General features: G+C 37.8%; 14 protein-coding genes. 3 read left to right on the top strand and 11 right to left on the bottom strand.

Annotated features, from left to right (window positions below; all coding sequences use genetic code 11):
- Positions 1–19: 19 nt before the first annotated feature.
- From ACN1CD_RS22265 to ACN1CD_RS22315, 11 genes are all read right to left on the bottom strand, one after another.
- Entirely contained in the window at positions 20–1,117 is a 1,098-nt protein-coding gene (locus ACN1CD_RS22265; protein ID WP_419132625.1) for an efflux RND transporter periplasmic adaptor subunit, read from the bottom strand.
- 5 nt (positions 1,118–1,122) lie between these two features.
- Positions 1,123–2,391: a TolC family protein gene (locus tag ACN1CD_RS22270; RefSeq protein ID WP_419132626.1), complete on the bottom strand. Its 1,269-nt coding sequence runs from the start codon at positions 2,389–2,391 to the stop codon at positions 1,123–1,125.
- Positions 2,392–2,501: 110 nt separating this feature from the next.
- Positions 2,502–3,854, bottom strand: coding sequence for an ATP-binding protein (locus ACN1CD_RS22275; RefSeq protein WP_419132628.1), 1,353 nt, complete (start codon positions 3,852–3,854; stop codon positions 2,502–2,504).
- The gene (locus ACN1CD_RS22280; protein ID WP_419132630.1) at positions 3,854–4,531 is read right to left on the bottom strand and encodes a response regulator transcription factor; all 678 of its coding nucleotides are present in this window, start codon (positions 4,529–4,531) and stop codon (positions 3,854–3,856) included. Before ACN1CD_RS22280 ends, ACN1CD_RS22275 begins: the two co-directional genes overlap by 1 nt.
- Positions 4,532–5,807: 1,276 nt before the next feature.
- Positions 5,808–7,286: a redoxin domain-containing protein gene (locus ACN1CD_RS22285; RefSeq protein ID WP_419132631.1), complete on the bottom strand. Its 1,479-nt coding sequence runs from the start codon at positions 7,284–7,286 to the stop codon at positions 5,808–5,810.
- 3 nt (positions 7,287–7,289) lie between these two features.
- Complete coding sequence (locus ACN1CD_RS22290; RefSeq protein WP_419132632.1) at positions 7,290–8,405, bottom strand: redoxin domain-containing protein; 1,116 nt, start codon at positions 8,403–8,405, stop codon at positions 7,290–7,292.
- A 97-nt stretch (positions 8,406–8,502) separates the two neighbouring features.
- Positions 8,503–9,882 (bottom strand): RagB/SusD family nutrient uptake outer membrane protein, encoded by a 1,380-nt coding sequence (locus ACN1CD_RS22295; protein WP_419132633.1) that lies wholly within the window; start codon positions 9,880–9,882, stop codon positions 8,503–8,505.
- A 10-nt stretch (positions 9,883–9,892) separates the two neighbouring features.
- The gene (locus ACN1CD_RS22300) at positions 9,893–13,282 is read right to left on the bottom strand and encodes a TonB-dependent receptor (protein ID WP_419132634.1); all 3,390 of its coding nucleotides are present in this window, start codon (positions 13,280–13,282) and stop codon (positions 9,893–9,895) included.
- 171 nt (positions 13,283–13,453) lie between these two features.
- On the bottom strand, positions 13,454–14,485 hold the full coding sequence (locus tag ACN1CD_RS22305) for a FecR family protein (RefSeq protein WP_419132635.1): 1,032 nt from the start codon (positions 14,483–14,485) through the stop codon (positions 13,454–13,456).
- Positions 14,486–14,577: 92 nt separating this feature from the next.
- Positions 14,578–15,165: an RNA polymerase sigma factor gene (locus ACN1CD_RS22310; RefSeq protein WP_419132636.1), complete on the bottom strand. Its 588-nt coding sequence runs from the start codon at positions 15,163–15,165 to the stop codon at positions 14,578–14,580.
- Positions 15,166–15,283: 118 nt separating this feature from the next.
- Positions 15,284–15,982, bottom strand: coding sequence for an NUDIX hydrolase (locus ACN1CD_RS22315; protein WP_419132637.1), 699 nt, complete (start codon positions 15,980–15,982; stop codon positions 15,284–15,286).
- Between the two features lie 162 nt (positions 15,983–16,144).
- Here ACN1CD_RS22315 and ACN1CD_RS22320 point away from each other — a divergent pair, with 162 nt between their 5' ends.
- The 3 genes from ACN1CD_RS22320 (at position 16,145) to ACN1CD_RS22330 (ending at position 20,118) form a co-directional block, all read left to right on the top strand.
- On the top strand, positions 16,145–17,200 hold the full coding sequence (locus tag ACN1CD_RS22320) for a UDP-glucose--hexose-1-phosphate uridylyltransferase (RefSeq protein WP_419132638.1): 1,056 nt from the start codon (positions 16,145–16,147) through the stop codon (positions 17,198–17,200).
- Positions 17,201–17,227: 27 nt separating this feature from the next.
- On the top strand, positions 17,228–18,379 hold the full coding sequence (locus tag ACN1CD_RS22325) for a galactokinase (protein WP_419132639.1): 1,152 nt from the start codon (positions 17,228–17,230) through the stop codon (positions 18,377–18,379).
- A 62-nt stretch (positions 18,380–18,441) separates the two neighbouring features.
- Complete coding sequence (locus ACN1CD_RS22330) at positions 18,442–20,118, top strand: sodium/sugar symporter (protein WP_419132640.1); 1,677 nt, start codon at positions 18,442–18,444, stop codon at positions 20,116–20,118.
- Positions 20,119–20,294 lie beyond the last annotated feature (176 nt).

Below are 20,294 nucleotides of genomic sequence, written 5' to 3' on the forward strand. Positions count from 1 at the left end.
CTAAAGGATGAAAAGAGGATTACTGTGTTTTCAGATTTTCGAAAAGGAAAACCTGTTTGGAGGCAATTACGCGGTCGCCTGCATTTAACCCTTTACTGATGTATGTTTTATCGGCTGTTTTTCTGCCGAGTTGTACTTCCTGAATGCGAACTTTATGCGCTTTGTTTAAAATTAGTACATAATTTTTGTTGTTGTCGAAAATGATTGCCCGTGAATTTACCGCAGGAAGATCGACACCAGAATGGGCCGAAACTTTAACCGTTCCCAGCATGCCTGGTTTTAATAAAGCATTGGTATTGGCAATCACCACCCGGGCATTCATCACCTTACTTTCCTGATCAATGAGGTTGTAAATCTTGTCGATTTTACCCTTAAATACTTGTTCAGGATAGGAGAGGGTGGATAGGTTCACTTCGTCGCCTGCTTTAATGCGGGAAATGTCTGATTCATAAATATTGATCATGGCCCAAACATTAGATAAATCGGCGATGGTAAATAAACTTTTGTCGTTATCACTTCGCAGTTGCATGTTATCGGTTACATTCTTTTCGATGATAAAGCCACCAATGGGAGATTTAATGGAATATAAACCGGTATTGCTTCCGCCATTAAGTTTGAGCACCGCATTCGCCCGCTTCAGTTCGGCTTTTTTGATCAGGAAATCATTTTTAGCTTCTTCCAGTTCTTTTGCTGAAGATAAGCCGCTTTCAAATAATTGTTCCGCCTGTTTTAAGGTGCGGTCTGCATTTTTGAGTTCTGCATTTGCAGAGATTACTTCCTTATCAAATCCGGCCATTTCCGAACTGGTTACTAAGGCCAGGGTTTGTCCGGCAGTTACCTGATCACCTAAACGCACATTTACGCGGTTAACCAACCCGCTTACCATCGGAAAAAGTTCTGATTTCCGATCTTCGTTGGCGGTAATTTTCGCCGAAAAAATAAGATCTGATTGGTTATTCGCCTGTTGTACCGTATCAATTAATAACCGGTTGAGCAGCGAATCGGTGATGGTAAATTTTTCTGGTGGAGCTTCCGTTTTGTGTTCGCTACAGCCGAAACTTAAGCCAATGGAAGAAAGTAAAAGTGCTTTTATGGTGTTTTTGTAGATAATTTGCATAAGGGTTATTTGAATAGATTTGAACCGGTTACATAATTTAATTCTGCTCTGGAACTCAATCTTTCCAGTTGAATGTTGTTGATCTGCAAGACTGTTTCTTTATACGATTCGTAGAGATCCAGAAATTCCATCAAACTGATATTCCGTTCGCTGAAATTCTTAATTAAACCTGAAATAAGTTGAGCGAAGCCGGTGTTGAAATCCTGATCGATTTCGGTGTATAGTTTTTCATTTCGAAGCGCAGTCCGGTAGCTGTTAAAAATCTCGTTGTTCAGGAGTAACTCCTGCTTGCTGATATTGTTAGTTGCTGCATCGATACCAATCTTCGCTTTTTTAATCTCTCCCTGATTTCTATTGAAGAGTGGAATGGGAATTTTCAACCCTAAACCTGTGTATTTCTCTGGGTAGTTTCCTTTTAAATCGTAGCTCAATGATATTTCCACATCAGGAATAGCCATCGCTTTCTGAAGTTTAAGATTGAGTTCATTATATTCTAAATTCACTTTAGCCAGTTTTAAATCGCTTCTGTTATTTTTAGCAGAATCTAGTAAACTGACATAGGGGATTTTATCTAAAGTCACGCTTTTATCTGTTTCAGGCAGTGTTAAGGATAGATTTGCTTCTGGTTGTAAACCGCAGAGCAGGCGTAAATCCCGGTAGTTATCTTCCAAGTCGTTCAGCAGGTTGGTTTGTTCTGCTTTAAGGCCGATGAATAAGGATTTAATTCTGATCACATCTTTCAAAGCCACATTTCCCATCTTCAACTGTGTTTCGTAGGCGGTGATCAGGCTTTGTGTGGATTTCAGTTGTTCTTCGTAAACCAATAAAGATTGGGCATTGAAATAAGCCTTGTAAAATGTATTCTGAAGCTCAAATTTTATGGTGCGCAACAAATCAAAATATTCCATTTCTGCCATTTTTGCTCCAGATTGAGCCAGTTTGATGTTCTTATTTCGTTTGCCTGCCAGTTTAATCAATTGAGAAATGGAACCTGCAAATTGTCCATAGGCGTAAGAGGTTTGCAAGAACTTTCCGGTTTCATGGTTGTAAAATAAACTCTCGTATTCCAGTTCCGGGTTATCGAAAAGGTTAGCCGTAATAATTTCGGCTTTCGCCTGATCGATCTGATAATTTGCGGCCAGTAAATCGAAATTGTGTTTTAAAAACAATGCTTCTGCCTTGGGCAAACTCAATTTAACAGTGTCACTTTGCGCAAAGGATGTTTGGTGTAGAACGCTCAGAAAGAGAAAAAGCAGGGTACCTATTCTTGTCATGCGGCAAATCTATTCCAGCCGAATTAAACTCGAATTAAATAGAAATTAAAAGCGAATTAAAGTTGTAAGAAGGAGGGGATGCACTGTCTTGAGCAGGAACTGTTTGGGTTTTATTGTTTTACAAGAGGCAAACTGATGATCAAACTACTCTGTTGTTCTGCGGAGATTTCAATAGTTCCTTTTAACAGGTGAACAATTTTGTTGGCCATGTAGAGCCCCATTCCTTCACCTTTTTGCCCTGCCTCTGCAGATTTGGTGTAGAATGGTTTGAATACGTCTTCCTGTTCAGATCGTGGAATGCCTGGGCCTTGATCAATAATTTTGATCAGCAATAGATCGGCTTCCTTTTCTAAAAAACAGCTTACTTTTTTGTTGTCGGAAAATTTAAATGCATTTGAAATGATATTATCGATAGCAATTTGCAGCAAGACTGAATTGGCGGAAACAACAGCTGCTGCGTCACCTTTAAGATAATTAATAATTTCCAGATCCAGATTTTTATGCTGTTTCCATTCTTTCTGAATTTTAATTAACAATTCATCCAAACGAATAGGTGATAGTTGCGATTCAATTAATTCAAGATCCATTTTGGCCAGTGCAAGTAAACCTGTGATGATGTGTTCCATGTTTTCGGTATCATCCACAATAGATTGAATTACTACTTGATAAGCCTGAGTATCTCTTTCTTTTGATAAGGCAAGTTCTGCTGTGATCATCATTCTGGTGAGTGGCGTTCTCAACTCGTGCGATGCATTGGCAACGAAAGTTTTCTGTAAGATAAAGGCTTGTTCTAGTTCTTCCATTAAATGGTTAAAACTTTTGGCAATCAGGTTTATTTCATCTTTCGTCTGACTTTCCTCTACCCGGAATTCCAGATTTTTAGAACCAGCCTTTTTCACTTCTTCCATGAACTTTTTTAACGGCTTCAGCATTTTTTCAGCCACCCATCTGCTTAGTAATAAAACGATGATTGAGATAAATACAAAGGTGAAAAGCATAATTTTGAGCAACTTTTCCAAGCGGTTATGTGTTCCCTGATCGGTTGCAGAAGCGAGGATGACAAAATCTCCCTGGTTATCTTTATAATAAATGCCAACAACCTGCCTTTCTCCGTCTTTATATTGCAGGTGTTTCTTTTTCCGAACCGTGTTAATGGTGGCTTTCGTCCAATATTGTGCAGAATCTCCAATAAATGTGGCCCTGTTTTTATCATCGTATATCCTGATGACCTCGCCATTAAGCTTTTGCAGGTATTTATGGCGAACATCACTTAAAGCATCCCGGCTAATTTCATCTGCTTCCAGGTAGAGTTTCGCAGTAACCATGGTTCGATCGGTTAAGCGTTCAAAGAAATCAGCTTGCAAAAATTTCATGAAGGTGAAATAGACCACGCATAGCACGGCCAGCAGCATGGAGGTGCTGATGAGCGTGAAGTATAATGCAATGCGGTCTTTTATTTTCATTACTTCAGAATATAACCCATGTTTATTTTGGTATGGATGAGTTTACGGTCGAAATTCTTTTCTATCTTTTTTCGAAGGAAATTGATGTAAACGTCTATTACGTTGGTGCCGGTTTCAAAATTAATGTCCCAAACCTGTTCGGCAATAAATTGGCGGGAAAGTAAACGGTTCGGGTGAAGAAGGAAAAGTTCCAATAAATCAAATTCTTTTGCGCTGAGTTCGATTTTTATGTTGGCCCGGGTTACTTCTTTGCTATAGGTATCTAAACAGAGATCGGCAAAGCAAAGCTGATGGGTTTCAGTATTTTTAAGGGTAGATTGTCGCCTCAATAAAGCATTAACCCTGGCGAGCAATTCTTTGAGGTGAAAGGGTTTAACTAGGTAATCATCAGCTCCGGCATCTAACCCGGTCACTTTATCATCTACCGTTCCCATTGCGGTGAGCATCAGGATTGGAGTTGTGATATTGTTATTGCGTAGGTGTTTACAGAGTTGAATGCCATTGAGACCGGGCATCATAATATCAATAATCAGGAGATTGAAGTCGTTGCTTAAAAAGGTTTTGAGGGCATCTGTTCCGTTGTAAAGGTTACAAACTTCGTAGCCGTTTTCTTCCAAAGCCGATTTCAGGAGGGCGGCAATTTTGGTGTCATCTTCTGCTATTCCAATTTTGAGCATGATACAAAAGTAAGGAACTCATCTTAAAAGGAGATTAAAATAGGATAACAGGTCAGATTAATGGACCAATTATGAATGGTCGTCTCCTATAAAGGTTCGTCCTCCTGAGCTTGACTCAGGATCTATTAAACGTTAATTTATAATTAGTTGAGTTCTAAGAAAGGTCCTGAATCAAGTTCTGGATGACGAGGTGGCCATAGTGATCGTTCATTCCCAGCGGCCTAATACTTCTATTTTATAAAGGGTTTATCCAACTAACTATGAACGGTCTTCCTCATAAATTAGAATTTATTTTTTTGCAACATGTGGATATTTGTATAATAAATTGGGCTAATACACCAACTATGAACGGTCGTCCTCCTTAGCTTGACTCAGGATCTATTAAACGTTAATTTATAATTAGTTAAGTTCTAAGAAAGGTCCTGAATCAAGTTCAGGATGACGAGGTGGCCATAGCGATCGTTCATTCCCAGTGGCCTAATACTTCTATTTTATAAAGGGTTTATCCAACTAACTATGAACGGTCTTCCTCATAAATTAGAATTTATTTTTTTGCAACATGTGGATATTTGTATAATAAATCGGGCTAATACACCAACTATGAACGGTCGTCCTCCTTAGCTTGACTCAGGATCTATTAAACGTTAATTTATAATTAGTTAAGTTCTAAGAAAGGTCCTGAATCAAGTTCAGGATGACGAGGTGGCCATAGCGATCGTTCATTCCCAGTGGCCTAATACTTCTATTTTATAAAGGGTTTATCCAACTAACTATGAACGGTCTTCCTCATAAATTAGAATTTATTTTTTTGCAACATGTGGATATTTGTATAATAAATCGGGCTAATACACCAACTATGAACGGTCATCCTCCTGAGCTTGACTCAGGATCTATTAAACGTTAATTTATAATTAGTTAAGTTCTAAGAAAGGTCCTGAATCAAGTTCAGGATGACGAGGTGGCTATAACGATCGTTTATTCCCAGCGACCGATTACGTTTATTACTGTCGGTTTGGTGTCTTCACCAATCGAAACGCCTCATTTTGAAAACGTTTAGGCATTAAGCAATCATCATTTCGGTCGGCGGGACACACGACCGATAGATAACGGAATGAATTTAAAAACGGTCGTAGTACTTCGATACGACTTTTTTATGCATCATGATATAATCACGCTGTTATTCAGATGGATATTATGATATGCGAAAATAAAAAATCGCATTCAGACAACCATTTACTGGTGTTTGAATGCGATTGCTTCTAATTATAATTTGTAATTATCCTTTTCTAGCCATATCGATCATCATCGAAATTTCATCAACAGCAGCTTCGTTGCCACCATCAAAACCCATCAGGTTAAACCTGATGTTTCCCTGCGGATCTATCACAAATTTGGACGGAATACCATTCACTTTATAATCACTCACCACCTTATTAATTTTAGTTTCCGGTTCTTTATTATCCATCAATACTTCGAAAGTATAGTTTTGCGATTTGATGTAATCACTTGCATCTTTAGTAGGGGTAGGGGTTTTCTCCCAGGTATGAATGAATAAAAATTGCACTGTTGGATCATTTTTATATTTATTCACGGCCATTTGCATTGCAGGGAAAGACGCCTTACATGGTCCGCACCAGGTTGCCCAGAAATCCAGAATTACCGTTTTACCTTTCAGGCTGCTTAAAGTTACCTGCTTACCATCTAAATCGGTAAGTGTGAAATCTACCGCAGGTTTTTTTACGATTTCTTTAGCTAGTTTTTGCTGAAGATTAGCAATAATTCCCTTTCTAATTTCTGCTGCATATTGGTCAAAACCTGCTTCGCTGCCTTTCACTTTGGTATAAAGTGTTTTAAAGGCTGCGCTCATTTCATCGTTAGCTTTGCCAGATTTTACCGCCTCTTCTAATTTTGCATAAGCCTCTTGGTTTCTATTTAAAGCCATTAGAATTTTAGCATGTTGAAAGTTTGATTTTGTAGATGCTGTTTTAGGATTTGTAGATGCTAACTCAGCATATTTCAGTGCTTCTTTATAATTTTTTTGTTCGAAAAGAATGTTGGCATAAGTCATGGTTAAACCCGGATAACCTGAAGCTGCAAATTTCGAAGAATTCTCATTTGGTAACTTTCCATCATAATAAACTTTGGCACTTTCCATCGCTTTTTTAGCATAGATGGAAGCATTTTTTAAATCTCCGTTCTTGTAAAATCTTTCGGCTACTCCTCCATAACCATTTCCTTTCCAGAAATCAACCAAAAGCTTTTCCGCATATTCAATTGCTTTCGCTGTATTTTTTTGTTCTGCATAACCACTTGAAATGCTGCTGGTTACATAATCGTAAGTAATTAAATCTTCGCCACTAAAGTTGGATGGTGGGAATTTCTTAATCCATGCTTTATAAGCAATTTCCTTTTCAGCAGGGGTTTTCAATGGGAAAATTTCATCTGAAGCCACTTTGTTTCTGGCACGCGTTCCATTCGGAAATTTAGTCAACTGCGCTTCCAGCAGCGAGTCGGTTGCTTTTTGATTTTTCAATTGAAAATAATAATTGATGGCGAGATCCATATCCTTTTCACTGTTTGATGCAGCAAGTGTTTCCAGTTTGCTATTTAACAATGTTTTGTCTGTAGGACTGGTAGAAGCAATTAATTTATCCAGGTAAAATTTTGTGCTATCAATTGGATTGGTTTGCGCGTTGAGTTGAATTGATGCGGTCATCAATCCAAGCGTGCCTATAAAAAGGCTTAATGTTTTCATATTTTAATCTTTAAAAATTTCTGATAACTTTTTAGTCAATTCTTCGCCTCTTAAATCTTTGGCAATCACTTTGCCCTCTTTATCTAGTAAAAAACTCGCCGGTACAGATTTTACGCCGTAAGCTGTTGCGGCAGTATTTGTCCAGCCTTTTAATTCTGAAACATGTTTCCATCCAAGCCCATCGTCTTTTATGGCTTTTAACCACGATTCCTTTTTACTGTCGAGCGAAACACCTAAAATCTCGAAACCCTGATCATGATACTTTTGATAGGCGGCAACAACATTCGGGTTTTCTTTTCTGCAAGGCACACACCAGCTGGCCCAAAAATCGATTAACACATATTTTCCTCTTAATTGTGAAAGTTTTAAAGGCTTACCATTCGCATCATTCATGGTAAAATCGGGAGCAACTTTTCCTGGAGCAGTTTTATTCAGTAAATCTAAACTCGCCTTAATAGATTTGCCGAAGTATGAATTTTTAACCTCGGGTTTAAAAAGTGCGTACATTTCTGCTGCCTGCTGTGGATAGTTGTAGTTAATTAAACGTTCTTCTACAATGGCTGCCACAGCTACTGAACTCGGATGCGCCAGTAAATAATCCTTAATTGCTTTTTGATTAAGCAAATCGAGATTTTTAAATTCATCATCAAAGGGCTTACGTTGTTCGGGGCTAAGGGTTATTTTTCCTTTTTGAGTTGCACTATCCATTGCATTATAAATCTTTCCTGCCTTTGCTGTAATGATTTTCCAGGGACCGTTGTAAAATCCAGAATAGACATCCGTTTCCGGCGATCCACTGATTTTAGCGTTGAATAATGAATCTTTATGCCCGTCAAAAGAAATCTCTTTATTTTCAAGAAGAAAATATTTTTGCTCCCTTATTTTTGGTATTTGAATGCTGTACATCATCACCTCTGGTATTGTCCCGGAAAAGGTAAACTTTCCGTTAGTAATTTTGGTTGAATCTTTAATTTCCTGATCACCAATCTGATGAGTAAGATAGATGACACCGTTCTCTATACCTCTGATATTTCCTGAAATTTTATAGCCAGTTTGAGGTTTAAATGCGGTTGCACCTAGTAAAAGTGCCGCTGCTAAAGCGATATGTTTTGTTTTCATTTGTGTAGGTTGATGATAATTGTTGCTGTAAATTACCAGTTGAAGCTTGTTGAAATACAATTGGTAAATCAACAAGCACAAACTGGATTTTAATAGTTTAATTATAGCCAGGGTTTTGAGTTAGGGTGTTATTAATAATAATTTGAGCTTGAGGAATCGGAAACAAAACCGAAGTCGTTTTCCAGGTAGTTGGCTTTAAAGCACCAATTACTACATTGGCTCGGTTCGTTCTTTTTAAGTCCAGCCAGCGGTGACCCCATTCGCCAAACAATTCTACTTTTCTTTCCTGCTCAACTGCAGCTAGTATTTGCGCCTGGTTTAAAGTTGCACTCACACCTGCTAAGCCAGCTCTGGCCCTAACAATATCTAAATCTGTTTTTGCACCGCTCAAGTTATTTTGTTGCGCCCTGGCTTCTGCACGAATAAGGTATTGTTCAGCTAATCTTAAAACAACATTGTATTCATTGCCAGTTCCGGATGACAATTTGAATTTACTTATCCCATAAAATATCCTGCCTGAAACGGTTTTAGGTGCTACCCAATTTGTCCTGCGTAAATCAGCAGTGCTTTCAAAACTTTGGTAAGTTGTTTCTGGTAGAGAAAAGGCTGGAATTGTTGTAGAACCCACGGTAACATAATTACCTCCAAATAATGAAACTCCTGTTAGATTTCCAATTTGCCAGATGATTTCGTTGCTACTATTAATAAATGCTAATTCCGGTGCAGGTAAGCTATATGTTCCGCTACTAATTACTTGTGTACTCTGAGCCTCTGCACTGGCATAATCTTTTTGATAGAGATATACTCTGGCTAAAAGTGCAGTTGCCGTATGCTTATTTATTCTTCCTCTAAAGGTCCCGACGTATGCAGTGGGTAAAGCAGATTGAGCTTCGGTTAAATCTTGAATAATCTGGGCGTAAACCTGGGCAGAAGGAGTACGTGGTAAGAGAGCATTCTCGAAAGCAGAATAATCATCTTTTAATGGAAGAGGTACGTCTCCTAATAAGTTTACTAAATAGAAGTAAACAAAAGCTCTAATAAATTTAGCTTCACCCAGAAGCTGATTTTTTACTGAAGGAGTAAGCGTGGTGGATGCATTAATGCCACTAATAGCATTGTTGGCGTTTTTAATTAAAGAATAAGAGTTTGCCCAGAGATTATTTGCATTACTCGCGTTTGTTGTAGTGATGGCATTATTGGCAAATTCTTGAAATATTACATCGGTTGAATTGTATTGAAGATCATCAGCGGAAATTCCACTAAGGAAAGTGAAATTTCCAATACTTGATGTTGTCACATTATTAGAGTAAAGACCTAATACAACGCTTTGAGCTGAAGCATCTGTTCTGAACGCATCGCCGAATAGGATTTGTGTGGGAGGTGCGCCAAGCTCCACAAATTTTTTACAAGATGAAACTGTTAATACAGTTACTAATGCTAATGATTTATAAAATAGATTTCTATATGCTTTTTTCATTTTTTTTTGATTAGAATGAACAGTTAATGCCAAATACAATTGTTCTAAGCGGAGGTAAAACCTGACTAATAGTTCCAGTTCCTAAACCCGGTGGCCCACCTTGTACAGTGGTTTCTGTATCTAATACATATTTATTCTTTGCCCAGGTAAACAGATTTTGCCCCTGAACGAATACACTTGCATTTGAAATTTTCACCTGTTTGAGCCATTCTTGAGGTATATTATAAGAGAAATTAACAGATCTTAGTTTAAGGTAGGATGCATCTCCATAAACTGCATCAGACGAGGTATAAAAATTATAAGATGCTGAAATTGCTGTTCCGGCTGTTGCAGATGCGCCAGGATTACTTGCATTTGGATTACTTGGTGACCATCTGTCAAGCCAGTAATCATTTTGATTAGCAAGAGCACCAGGTCTGGTATTTAAGATTTTGGTAACTCCAAACCGGTGGTTAAACTGAAAGAAAATACCGAGTTCAAATCCTTTGTAAGTGAATGTATTGTTAAAGCCTCCAAAAAATGGTGTTCCAAGGTCAGCTACATAACGATCATTTATATTTATGGTACCATTTCCATCTCTATCTTCATAGATTGCTGCGCCATTCGCCGGATTCACACCCAAATAATGGTATAGTCGAAATAAATTAATGGATTCACCCACTACGTAGCTCGATGCCGAAAATGATTTATCTAAATTAGGAAATTCAAGTAATTTATTGTCGGTAAATGTGAAGTTAACATTTGTTTTCCAACTGAAATCTTTACTAATAATGTTGTTGGTATTTAGTTCTAACTCTAAACCTTTGTTTTGAATTAGCGCTGGTAAATTTGCTTGGTAAGAATTGTAGCCGCTTTGGCTAGCTAAAGCATTAAAAGCAATTTGGTCTGAAGATCTGCTTCTATAATAGTTTGCAGTAAATGAAATTCTGTCGTTTAAAAAACCTAAGTCAATAGCAAACTCTAATTTTTTTGTTGTTTCCCATTTAATGTCTTCATTTGGTATTGTAGTAACAACTGTAGCTGCATTTCCTAAGTAGGTATTGGTACTCGAATACAATGGTAGGTATATAAAATTGGAAATTTGATCATTTCCTGTAGTACCAAAACTTCCACGTAATTTACCAAAACTTAAAAACGGCAGGTTTTCTTTTATAAATTTCTCCTGTGTAAATATCCAGCCAGCACCAAGTGCACCAAAATTTCCAAAGCGATTTGCCGGTCCAAATCGCGATGAACCATCTCTTCTGAATGTAGCATTGATTAGATATTTCTCTTGCCAATCGTAATTTATTTTTGCAAAAACAGCATTATATTTATACTTAACTATATTGTTGTAATTCACAATAGTTGTACCTGCTGCACTTAAAGTTCCTAAAAGAGCTTCATTACTATAATTGGTTCCTGCTAAAGAAAGACCGTTAGATGAATTTTGCTGGAAACTGGTTCCAATTAGGGTAGTTAATTTCCCCTGACCAATCTTTCTTACATAATCAAGTGTAGGTTCTATAATCCAATTTTGTGCATTTAAGTTAGTAAATGTTGCAGAACTTAATGGGTTGTTTGCTGGATTTTGTGAGGAGGCAGGAATGGTTGCAACCTGGTCTAATCTTGTATTGGTATATCCAAAATTTGCCTTTGCATTTAATCCAGGTAAGATCTCATATTTAAGATTAGCATTTCCAATTAAATTATTAGTTACTCCTGTATACCTTCTTAATAAATTTGCTAATGGATTAGTAAAGTTATTAGACCAGAATAATTTGCCTGTAGCATCATACAATGGAAGATTAGGAGGAAGATTGTAAACCGAAGAAAGATCTGAAGTTGGAAGGTTTGTATTGTCGTTAGTATAGCTCACTGAAAATGATGCTAAGAACTTTTTATTTAATGAGCTGTGGTCGAGATTTAGCCTTGAAGAAAAACGCTTGCTGCTGTTATCGCCTAAGAAAACAGTGCTTTCTCTGCGATAAGCAGAGTTGAAAAAGAAACGGGTTTGTTCATTACCACCCGACATCGATCCCTGAATTTCATTTACATGGCCTCTGTTTCCAATCAATAACTTTTGAAAATCTGTTGAGTTATTTTGATCCCAAACAGTTAAATCTGGGGCGTTGGTTGTATTTGGAGTAACGCCATCGTTCTGAAAGGCTTCTTTTCTAAGTGCAAGATACTGTTGCAAATCTAAAGTAGGTATGAGACGATTAAGTTCAGTAAAACCAGTATTTAAATTCAGACCAATTTTTACACGTCCTGATGTACCTTTTTTTGTAGTAATCAATACTACGCCATTGGCCCCTCTTGAACCGTAGATTGAAGTTGCATCTGCATCTTTCAAAATGTCTATCCGCTCAATATCTGAAGGATTAATCATGCCAAAAGGACTGATACCACCACTTGCCCCGGAGGTTCCAAAAGCATTTAGATTGTCTGTTGCAGGTTGTCCACCATTGAAATTGGTAAAGGGTACACCATCAATTACATAGAGTGGAATTCCGCCTTGAGAAAGTGAATTCTGTCCACGGATCTGAACCTGAATAGTGCTTCCCGGGACGCCATTGTTTTGCGCAATTAAAACGCCAGACATTCTCCCTGCAAGTGCAGCTAAAGGATTTCCAACAGGCTGTTTTTCAATTTCCTTAGCCGTAATGGATGCAACAGAACCAGTGTTCAACTTCCTGGTTGTAGTACCATAACCAATCACCTGAACCTCGTTCAAACTTCCTGCTTCCGGAACTAAGGCTGTTTTTAATGAGTTTGTTTTATCATCAACGGCTATTTCTCTGGTTACGTAACCCACATAACTGAATATGATGGTAATGGTTTTGCCGGCAGGAATGTTAACACTATAATGTCCGTATTGATCTGACGCAGTACTGAACTCTTTATCTCCTTTAATGCGAATAGATACACCAGGGAGTGGAATTCCCATCTCATCAGTCACCATTCCAGTTAAACGGGTATCGTTTAAACTTTCAGTAGTGTTTACCACAGGGAGTTTGGAAACTAGAATTTTATCTCCTACCTGATTATAAGTTAAACCTGTACCATTTAAAATTAAGTCTAAAGTTTCTTTAACTGATCTGGCTCCTAAAGGAATACTTACCGGTTTAAGGTTTTTAACTTCGTTATTGCGGTATAAAAAGCGAAACGGACTGTTTTGTTCTATTTTTTTGATTGCCGAAGTGATTGTTTCCTGATTCAACCCGATCGTAACTTGTACTTGCTGAGTAGATTGAGCAACAACTTCTGTAGCAAACAGGCATTGGAGAGAGGTAATAAATACGATAGCAATGATGGAGCTGATGCGCATAAGCTGACGAATTAAATATCGTGTTTGGGATGATGCAGTGAAGAAAACATATTTCTTCCTGCCCTCTGCCGATTGTGCAGAAAAATACATAATTTTAAATGTTTAAAATGAATCCTAGAAAATTGTTTAAACGCGTAGATACAGTTAGCGCTGTATCTGCAACGGCTCCTTGTTTAGCGACAAGGAGTTTTTTATTCATTTAAATTCGCAGCTGGTAAGTTTTTTTCATGTTGTTTGGTTTAGTTGATTAAGGGTTCTTTATTATTCACATCTTCCGCCTTTGATGGTTATGCCGCCAGCGTGAGTTTGGTATTGTGCATGGTTATAAGAGCAGATAATTTTTAGAATTTCATCCAGTGATTCTCCTTTTAAAAAAGTGGCCGTAAACTTGCATTTTTTTGAGGAATCATTATCAACAGTGATGGTGGTGTTAAATCGTTTCGATAAGGCCTGAGCCGCTTCTTCCAAAGAAATATCATCAAAGAAAATGTCGCTTTCTTGCCATTGTACAGTGTTTTTAGCAATTACCTTAGCCAGATTCGACTGTTTGTCTTTTTTATTGAAAATAATTTGTTGGTTTGGAGTTAGAATGGCTAAAACAGCGTTACTGTCTAATACACTCACTTTCCCCCTGGTTACCGTAACTGAAATTTCGTGTTCCGTATTGTAGGCTTTGATGTTAAAGGCCGTTCCTAAAACAATGGTACTCAGTTTGCCTGTATGTACGGTAAAACTTTTGTTAAGGTCATGCCTGATGTCGAAATAGCCTTCTCCCGTCAAAGTAACTATTCTCTTTGCTCCAAACACTTTAGGATAGCTGATGGAGCTGTTATTATTTAAAATCACTGTACTTCCATCTGGCAAGGTTATCTTCTGATGTTCATTTTCAGTTTTAACCGTCAACAAATCTGCATTTTTATCAGCTTGCACTACTTTTGTAGCAGTTTGATTTGTCCTAGTAGGTGTAGTTTTAGCTTTATTGTTGAAATATAAGGTGGCAAGGCAAATAATGAAAAAAGCAGCTGCCCAACCTAGCCATTGGATGGAAAGATTAGGTGTTTTTGCCGTTTTTTTAGCATCTGAAGATAGTACCTGCTTTAATATTGAATCTGCCTTAACTGGATTAAGTTCTACTTCCGGGCTTTGATTCCAGAAATTATCCATCACCAAATCAAGAACAGTGTCATCATCTGCATTTCTAACGATCGCCATAAACTCCTGCAATTCTGCCGGAGTACATGTTTTAGTTACGTACTTATTAAATAAATAGGAAGATCTTTCCTGTTCCATCATGTTTGGTTTTAAGCTGAAGAAAGGTTTATTTTCTATTGCTATTAAAATAATAACAATCTTGAAAACAAAAGGAGGTAGTGAATTTGAAATTATTATAGAAAAAAGAGTAAAAGAGGTACTGCTTTTAGTTCGTCGTGCATAATCAGATAGGTTTTTATTGATTTAACGGCGTCTCTGAGGTGCGTTTTTACCGTTAGCGGAGATAAGTTTAATTTATCAGCCACATCCTTTTGTTTTAAACCTTCAATATGGCAGAGATTGTAAATTAATTTCTGCTGAGGTGGAAGTTTTTCAATCGCAGAATCCAATAACTTCTTGGTTTCTCTAAATTGAATTTCATTTTCAGTGCCCGAATCAATATCTGAATTGTTTTGATTGGCTATTTGATAGTTTTTTTGTTCAATGGCAACCTTCTTTAGTGCATTAAGGGTTTCATTTCGGGTCGTTATTCTTAAAAAGCCACCAAAATTTTCTATTGTTGATAAACCTGCCCTTTTAATCCAGAGTTTAATAAACACATCCTGAACAATTTCTTCGGCTGCGGTATCTTCCTGAAGAATGGCTAAAGCATAACCATAAACCTTATTTCGGTAAAAGTTAAAAAGAACGCCGAAAGCTTGTTGATCTCCATTGGCAATTTTTGCCAGGATCAACTTTTCATCCGCCAGTTCCTTTTGCATGCGCTAATATATCAATTAAACTAAATTTTTAAGTTTCATTATTGTAATTTGGAATGTTTATTGTATTTTTTTAATGACTATTTCTGGTTTTTCTGTAATATGCCACTAAATCTTTTTTTTACACTTTTAAATTAGGTAGAAGATTTAAAAATGCCTGGAAATTCGCTTTATATTTTTTCTTATCCAATTTAAAGTAAAATGCGCCTTTCTTTGAGCCAGATTTGTCTTTCTCTTCTAGTTTAATTAATAAACCAGTGGAACTAATTTTTCTGCTAAAATTCCTGGTATCTATTTTGGTGTCATTTACTTCTTCGAAAAGCATCTGTAATTGCGGAAGTGTAAACTTTTTAGGTAACATTTCAAAAAGAATAGGGTGGAGGGCGGCCTTATAACGCAGTTTTTTCCGTGCATCAGAAACCATTTGCGCATGGTCGAAAATCAGTTTCGGACACTCATTAATCAGAAACCACTCGGCATGATATTCATCACTCAGTTGTGTCTGGTATTTATTAATATCGATTAAAGCAAAATAACCTACCGATAGTGTACGCTCAATCGGATCGCGACTGGGCTCTCCATAAATCTGCAATTGTTCCAGGTAAATGCCTTCCAGACCTGTATTTTTTTTCAGTACCCTGTTGGCGGCATCATCCGGGCTCTCCTTCGAACCCACAAAACCGCCAATTAGACTCCATTTGTTAATTTCTGGTTCTAAACCCCTTTTAACCAGTAATAACTTAAGGCGTTCTCCATCAAAACCAAAAACTATACAATCTACAGCTACCAAATAATGCGGTTGGCCTGAATATTCTATCATGCTGAAAACTAAATTAAATGTGCCTGAATATCTTCAAATTTTTGCGAAAATAGAAATTATAAATAAATTATTAAATGTCATTTTGACAAATAATAATTTATTTATAATTTAGCCGAATTCAAAGTCCATTTTGCAGACCAACATTCTAATCAATAATATAACATGAGTAACACATTTGATCTCGATTCAAATCCTCACAGAAGATTAAACATCTTAACCGGCGAGTGGGTACTGGTATCTCCCCACCGTACAAAAAGACCCTGGCAGGGAAAAGTTGAAGACCTGGCAGCCAATGATCGTCCGGAATATGATCCGAAATGTTACCTCTGTCCGGGAAATGATCGGGCAGATGGCGATGTCAATCCGGATTATAAAGAAAGTTTCGTTTTTAAAAATGATTTTTCAGCCCTGCTGGAAGATACTCCTACCGATAGCCTAGACGACGATGGCTTATTGGTAGCTAAAAATGAGCGGGGTATTTGTAAAGTGATTAGCTTTAGCCCGAAGCATAATTTAACCTTGCCAGAGCTGAGCATTAATGAAATTACTGCTGTTGTTGATCTCTGGCAGAAAGAATATAATAGCCTTTCTGAAAATGAGTGGATTAAATACATTCAGATTTTCGAAAATAAAGGTGAAATTATGGGTTGCAGCAATCCACATCCGCATGGGCAAATCTGGTCGCAAAGCGAAGTGCCAATGGAGATTGTTAAAGAAACCGAGCGCCAGAAAAATTACTATGCTGTTCATCGCACAAGCATGTTATCCGCCTACCTAAAGCTTGAATTAAAAAAGAATGAAAGAGTTGTTTTTGAAAACGAGCATTTCGCGGTTCTTGTCCCTTTTTGGGCGGTTTGGCCTTATGAAACCATCATCATCAGTAAAAGGCATGTGAGTAGCATTAAATTTTTTACCAGTGCAGAGAAGCAAGCACTCGCAGAAGCAATAAAAGCACTTACCACCAAATATGATAACCTTTTCGAAACTTCCTTTCCTTATTCTGCCGGAATGCACCAGGCACCAGTTAACGATGGCGATCACCCGGAATGGCATTGGCATATGCATTTTTATCCGCCACTGCTTCGTTCGGCTACAGTAAAGAAATTTATGGTGGGTTATGAAATGCTTGCAAATCCACAACGGGATATCACACCGGAGTTTGCAGCAAATCGCCTGAAAGACTTAGCTACCGAGCATTATAAGACAACAAAACCCTAACCAAAAAATAATAATAATTAAGAGCGAATGGATATTGAACGTTTAAAGAAAGCATTTAAAGATGTTTTTAAAACTGAGCCAGTGCTGGTTAAATCTCCCGGAAGAATTAACATTATTGGTGAGCATACCGATTATAACGATGGCTTTGTAATGCCGGCGGCGATTAACAAGGCAATTTATGTAGCAGTTTCTAAAAGAGCGGATGATGAAATTCATCTATATTCTGAAAGTTACCAGGCATCTTATGTTTCTTCAGTTGCTGCAATAGAAAAATCGGAGTTGAGCTGGGCAAATTATGTGCTTGGTGTGGCCGATCAAATGGTGAAGCGTGGCTACAAAATAGCTGGCTTCAACCTTTATTTAGATGGGAACGTTCCGCTGGGTGCAGGGCTTTCCTCTTCAGCTGCGCTGGAGTGTGCAACAGCATTTGCAATAGATCACCTGAATGATCTTCAGATTTCTCAAATGGATCTGGCCTTAATCTCGCAGAAAGCCGAGCATGTATTTGCTGGTGTAAACTGTGGCATTATGGATCAGTTTGCTTCGGTATTCGGCAAAAGGGACCATGCTGTTTTACTCGATTGCAGATCGATGGAATATGAGTATATCCCTTTAAAATTGGACGGCTACAAACTGGTGTTGCTCAATACAAATGTGAAACATTCACTGGCCGATTCTGCCTACAATAAAAGAAGATCGCAATGCGAGCAGGGGGTGGCCTGGATTAAGGCACATCATCCTGAAGTAAACAGTTTGAGAGATGCTGATTTGGACATGCTCAAAGCTTATGTTGAGCCAAAAGATTCAGACGTTTATCAGAAATGTAAATACGTGGTAGAGGAAATTGCAAGGATTCAAAAGGCAGCAGAAACACTTAAACAAGGTGATTTAGTTGCATTAGGGAAATTGATGCTCGAAACACACGAAGGATTGAGTAAGGAGTACGAGGTAAGTTGCAAGGAGCTCGATTTTCTGGTAGACTATGTGAAAAATCTTGATTACGTTCCTGGTGCAAGGATGATGGGCGGTGGTTTTGGTGGCTGTACCATTAACATTGTTAAAGATGAAGAAATCGACACTTTAATCTCAGAAATCAGTATCCTTTATTCAAACGAATTTGGTTTGTCTCTCGATGCTTATATCGTAGAAACAGCAAATGGATCAGAACTTATTGCTTAATAAAATACACTGGAATCTGATGCTGTAAAGTGCACATCAAATAAACTTAAACAAATAAATGAATGAAAAATAATATTCTCGATACAAAAGATTACATCGTTTTTGCGGTGTACTTTGTAATCGTTGCGGCTTACGGCCTCTACATTTACAATAAGAAAAAATCAGCATCAACGGGCTCTAAAGATTACTTTTTGGCCGAAGGATCGCTTACCTGGTGGGCAATTGGTGCTTCTTTAATTGCATCGAACATTTCGGCAGAGCAATTTATTGGCATGAGCGGATCTGGTTTTAAAATGGGTCTTGCCATTGCCACTTACGAGTGGATGGGAAGTTTAACCCTGATTGTGGTTGCCGTATTCTTTATTCCGGTTTACCTGAAGAACAAGATTGCAACTATGCCGCAATTCCTTCATCAGCGCTACAATGGCACTGTTGCCATGATTATGGCCGTATTCTGGTTACTGCTTTATGTGGTGGTTAACTTAACCTCCATCCTTTATTTAGGCGCGCTGGCGGTAAGCAGTATTTCTGGTTTCAACCTGGAAATTTGTATGTATGCCATTGCTGCATTCGCTATCATCATCACCTTAGGCGGAATGAAGGTAATTGGATATACGGATGTAATTCAGGTTTTCTTCCTGATTTTAGGCGGTTTAGCAACTACTTACCTGGCTTTAAACTTGGTTTCCAGTCACTATGGCACAACAGGTATTTTTGAAGGCTATAGCTTAATGACGAGTAAAGCTTCAGAACATTTCCAAATGATTTTAAAACCAGATAACGAAAATTATATCGATTTACCAGGTTTAAGTGTACTTATAGGCGGGATGTGGATAGTGAATTTAAATTATTGGGGTTGTAATCAATACATCACTCAGCGTGCTTTAGGTGCAGATTTAAATACAGCAAGAGGTGGTTTACTATTTGCCGCATTTCTGAAATTATTAATGCCGATTATCGTGGTGCTTCCAGGTATCGCGGCTTACGTGCTTTACAAAGATGGTGCCTTCCAGACAGAAATGTTGCAGGACGGTTCTGTAAATCCGGATCGTGCTTATCCAGTATTGCTGAACTTACTTCCGGCAGGCTTAAAGGGTTTATCGTTTGCGGCATTAACGGCAGCTGTAGTGGCTTCGTTAGCTGGTAAAGCAAATAGTATCGCAACGATTTTTACACTGGATATCTATAAAAAAGTAATCAATCCTGAGGCTACCGAAAAGAACCTCGTTTTAACCGGAAAAATTTCCATTATAGTAGCTATGATTTTAGGTGTTTTAATTGCACCTCACCTGGGAATTGATAAAAAAGGTGGTTTCCAATACATTCAGGAGTATACCGGTTTTGTTTCTCCTGGTATTTTTGCCATGTTTATCTTAGGTTTTTTCTGGAAGAGAACCACTTCAAATGCTGCATTATTTGCCACAATTGGTGGTTTCGGAATGTCGTTATTGTTAAAGGCATTACCAAATTTAACAGATCTTTCGTGGCTTTCAGGCTTAGGATTTTCAGTAAAAAATGCTGCAGGTATTTATGAAATTCCATTCCTCGATCGAATGGGATTTGTGTTCGTTTTCTGTATTATCGGTATGGTGATCATCAGTTTATTTGAAAATAGAAAAGGTGTGAATCCAAAAGGATTGGATATTGATGTTAAAATGTTTAAAACGTCGACAAGTTTCGCCGTTGGAACATTAATTATCATCGGTATGCTGGTTGCACTTTACAGTGTTTACTGGTAGGTATTTGCCAAATACTTTTTTATGAGTTAAGGGATAGCGCTTCGGTTGTTATCCCTTTTTGTTTAAAATTATTTTCTTTTAGTAAGGTGACCTATTTATGTTGGTGGAGACACCAAATGGATAGTAGAATTTTGCCGTCTAGATCATTTCTAATCTGCGGGAATTGTTTAAGTCAA

This window comes from Pedobacter sp. N23S346 (assembly GCF_048515415.1).
Lineage (GTDB): Bacteria > Bacteroidota > Bacteroidia > Sphingobacteriales > Sphingobacteriaceae > Pedobacter.

Excerpts from the sequence above, each read along its gene's own strand:
- ACN1CD_RS22270 (WP_419132626.1), bottom strand. The coding sequence starts at position 2,391 with ATGACAAGAATAGGTACCCTGCTTTTTCTCTTTCTGAGCGTTCTACAC.
- ACN1CD_RS22285 (WP_419132631.1), bottom strand. The coding sequence starts at position 7,286 with ATGAAAACATTAAGCCTTTTTATAGGCACGCTTGGATTGATGACCGCA.
- ACN1CD_RS22290 (WP_419132632.1), bottom strand. The coding sequence starts at position 8,405 with ATGAAAACAAAACATATCGCTTTAGCAGCGGCACTTTTACTAGGTGCA.
- ACN1CD_RS22310 (WP_419132636.1), bottom strand. The coding sequence starts at position 15,165 with ATGCAAAAGGAACTGGCGGATGAAAAGTTGATCCTGGCAAAAATTGCC.
- ACN1CD_RS22325 (WP_419132639.1), top strand. The coding sequence starts at position 17,228 with ATGGATATTGAACGTTTAAAGAAAGCATTTAAAGATGTTTTTAAAACT.
- ACN1CD_RS22300 (WP_419132634.1), bottom strand. The coding sequence starts at position 13,282 with ATGTATTTTTCTGCACAATCGGCAGAGGGCAGGAAGAAATATGTTTTC.
- ACN1CD_RS22275 (WP_419132628.1), bottom strand. The coding sequence starts at position 3,854 with ATGAAAATAAAAGACCGCATTGCATTATACTTCACGCTCATCAGCACC.
- ACN1CD_RS22265 (WP_419132625.1), bottom strand. The coding sequence starts at position 1,117 with ATGCAAATTATCTACAAAAACACCATAAAAGCACTTTTACTTTCTTCC.
- ACN1CD_RS22315 (WP_419132637.1), bottom strand. The coding sequence starts at position 15,982 with ATGATAGAATATTCAGGCCAACCGCATTATTTGGTAGCTGTAGATTGT.
- ACN1CD_RS22305 (WP_419132635.1), bottom strand. The coding sequence starts at position 14,485 with ATGATGGAACAGGAAAGATCTTCCTATTTATTTAATAAGTACGTAACT.
- ACN1CD_RS22295 (WP_419132633.1), bottom strand. The coding sequence starts at position 9,882 with ATGAAAAAAGCATATAGAAATCTATTTTATAAATCATTAGCATTAGTA.
- ACN1CD_RS22320 (WP_419132638.1), top strand. The coding sequence starts at position 16,145 with ATGAGTAACACATTTGATCTCGATTCAAATCCTCACAGAAGATTAAAC.
- ACN1CD_RS22280 (WP_419132630.1), bottom strand. The coding sequence starts at position 4,531 with ATGCTCAAAATTGGAATAGCAGAAGATGACACCAAAATTGCCGCCCTC.
- ACN1CD_RS22330 (WP_419132640.1), top strand. The coding sequence starts at position 18,442 with ATGAAAAATAATATTCTCGATACAAAAGATTACATCGTTTTTGCGGTG.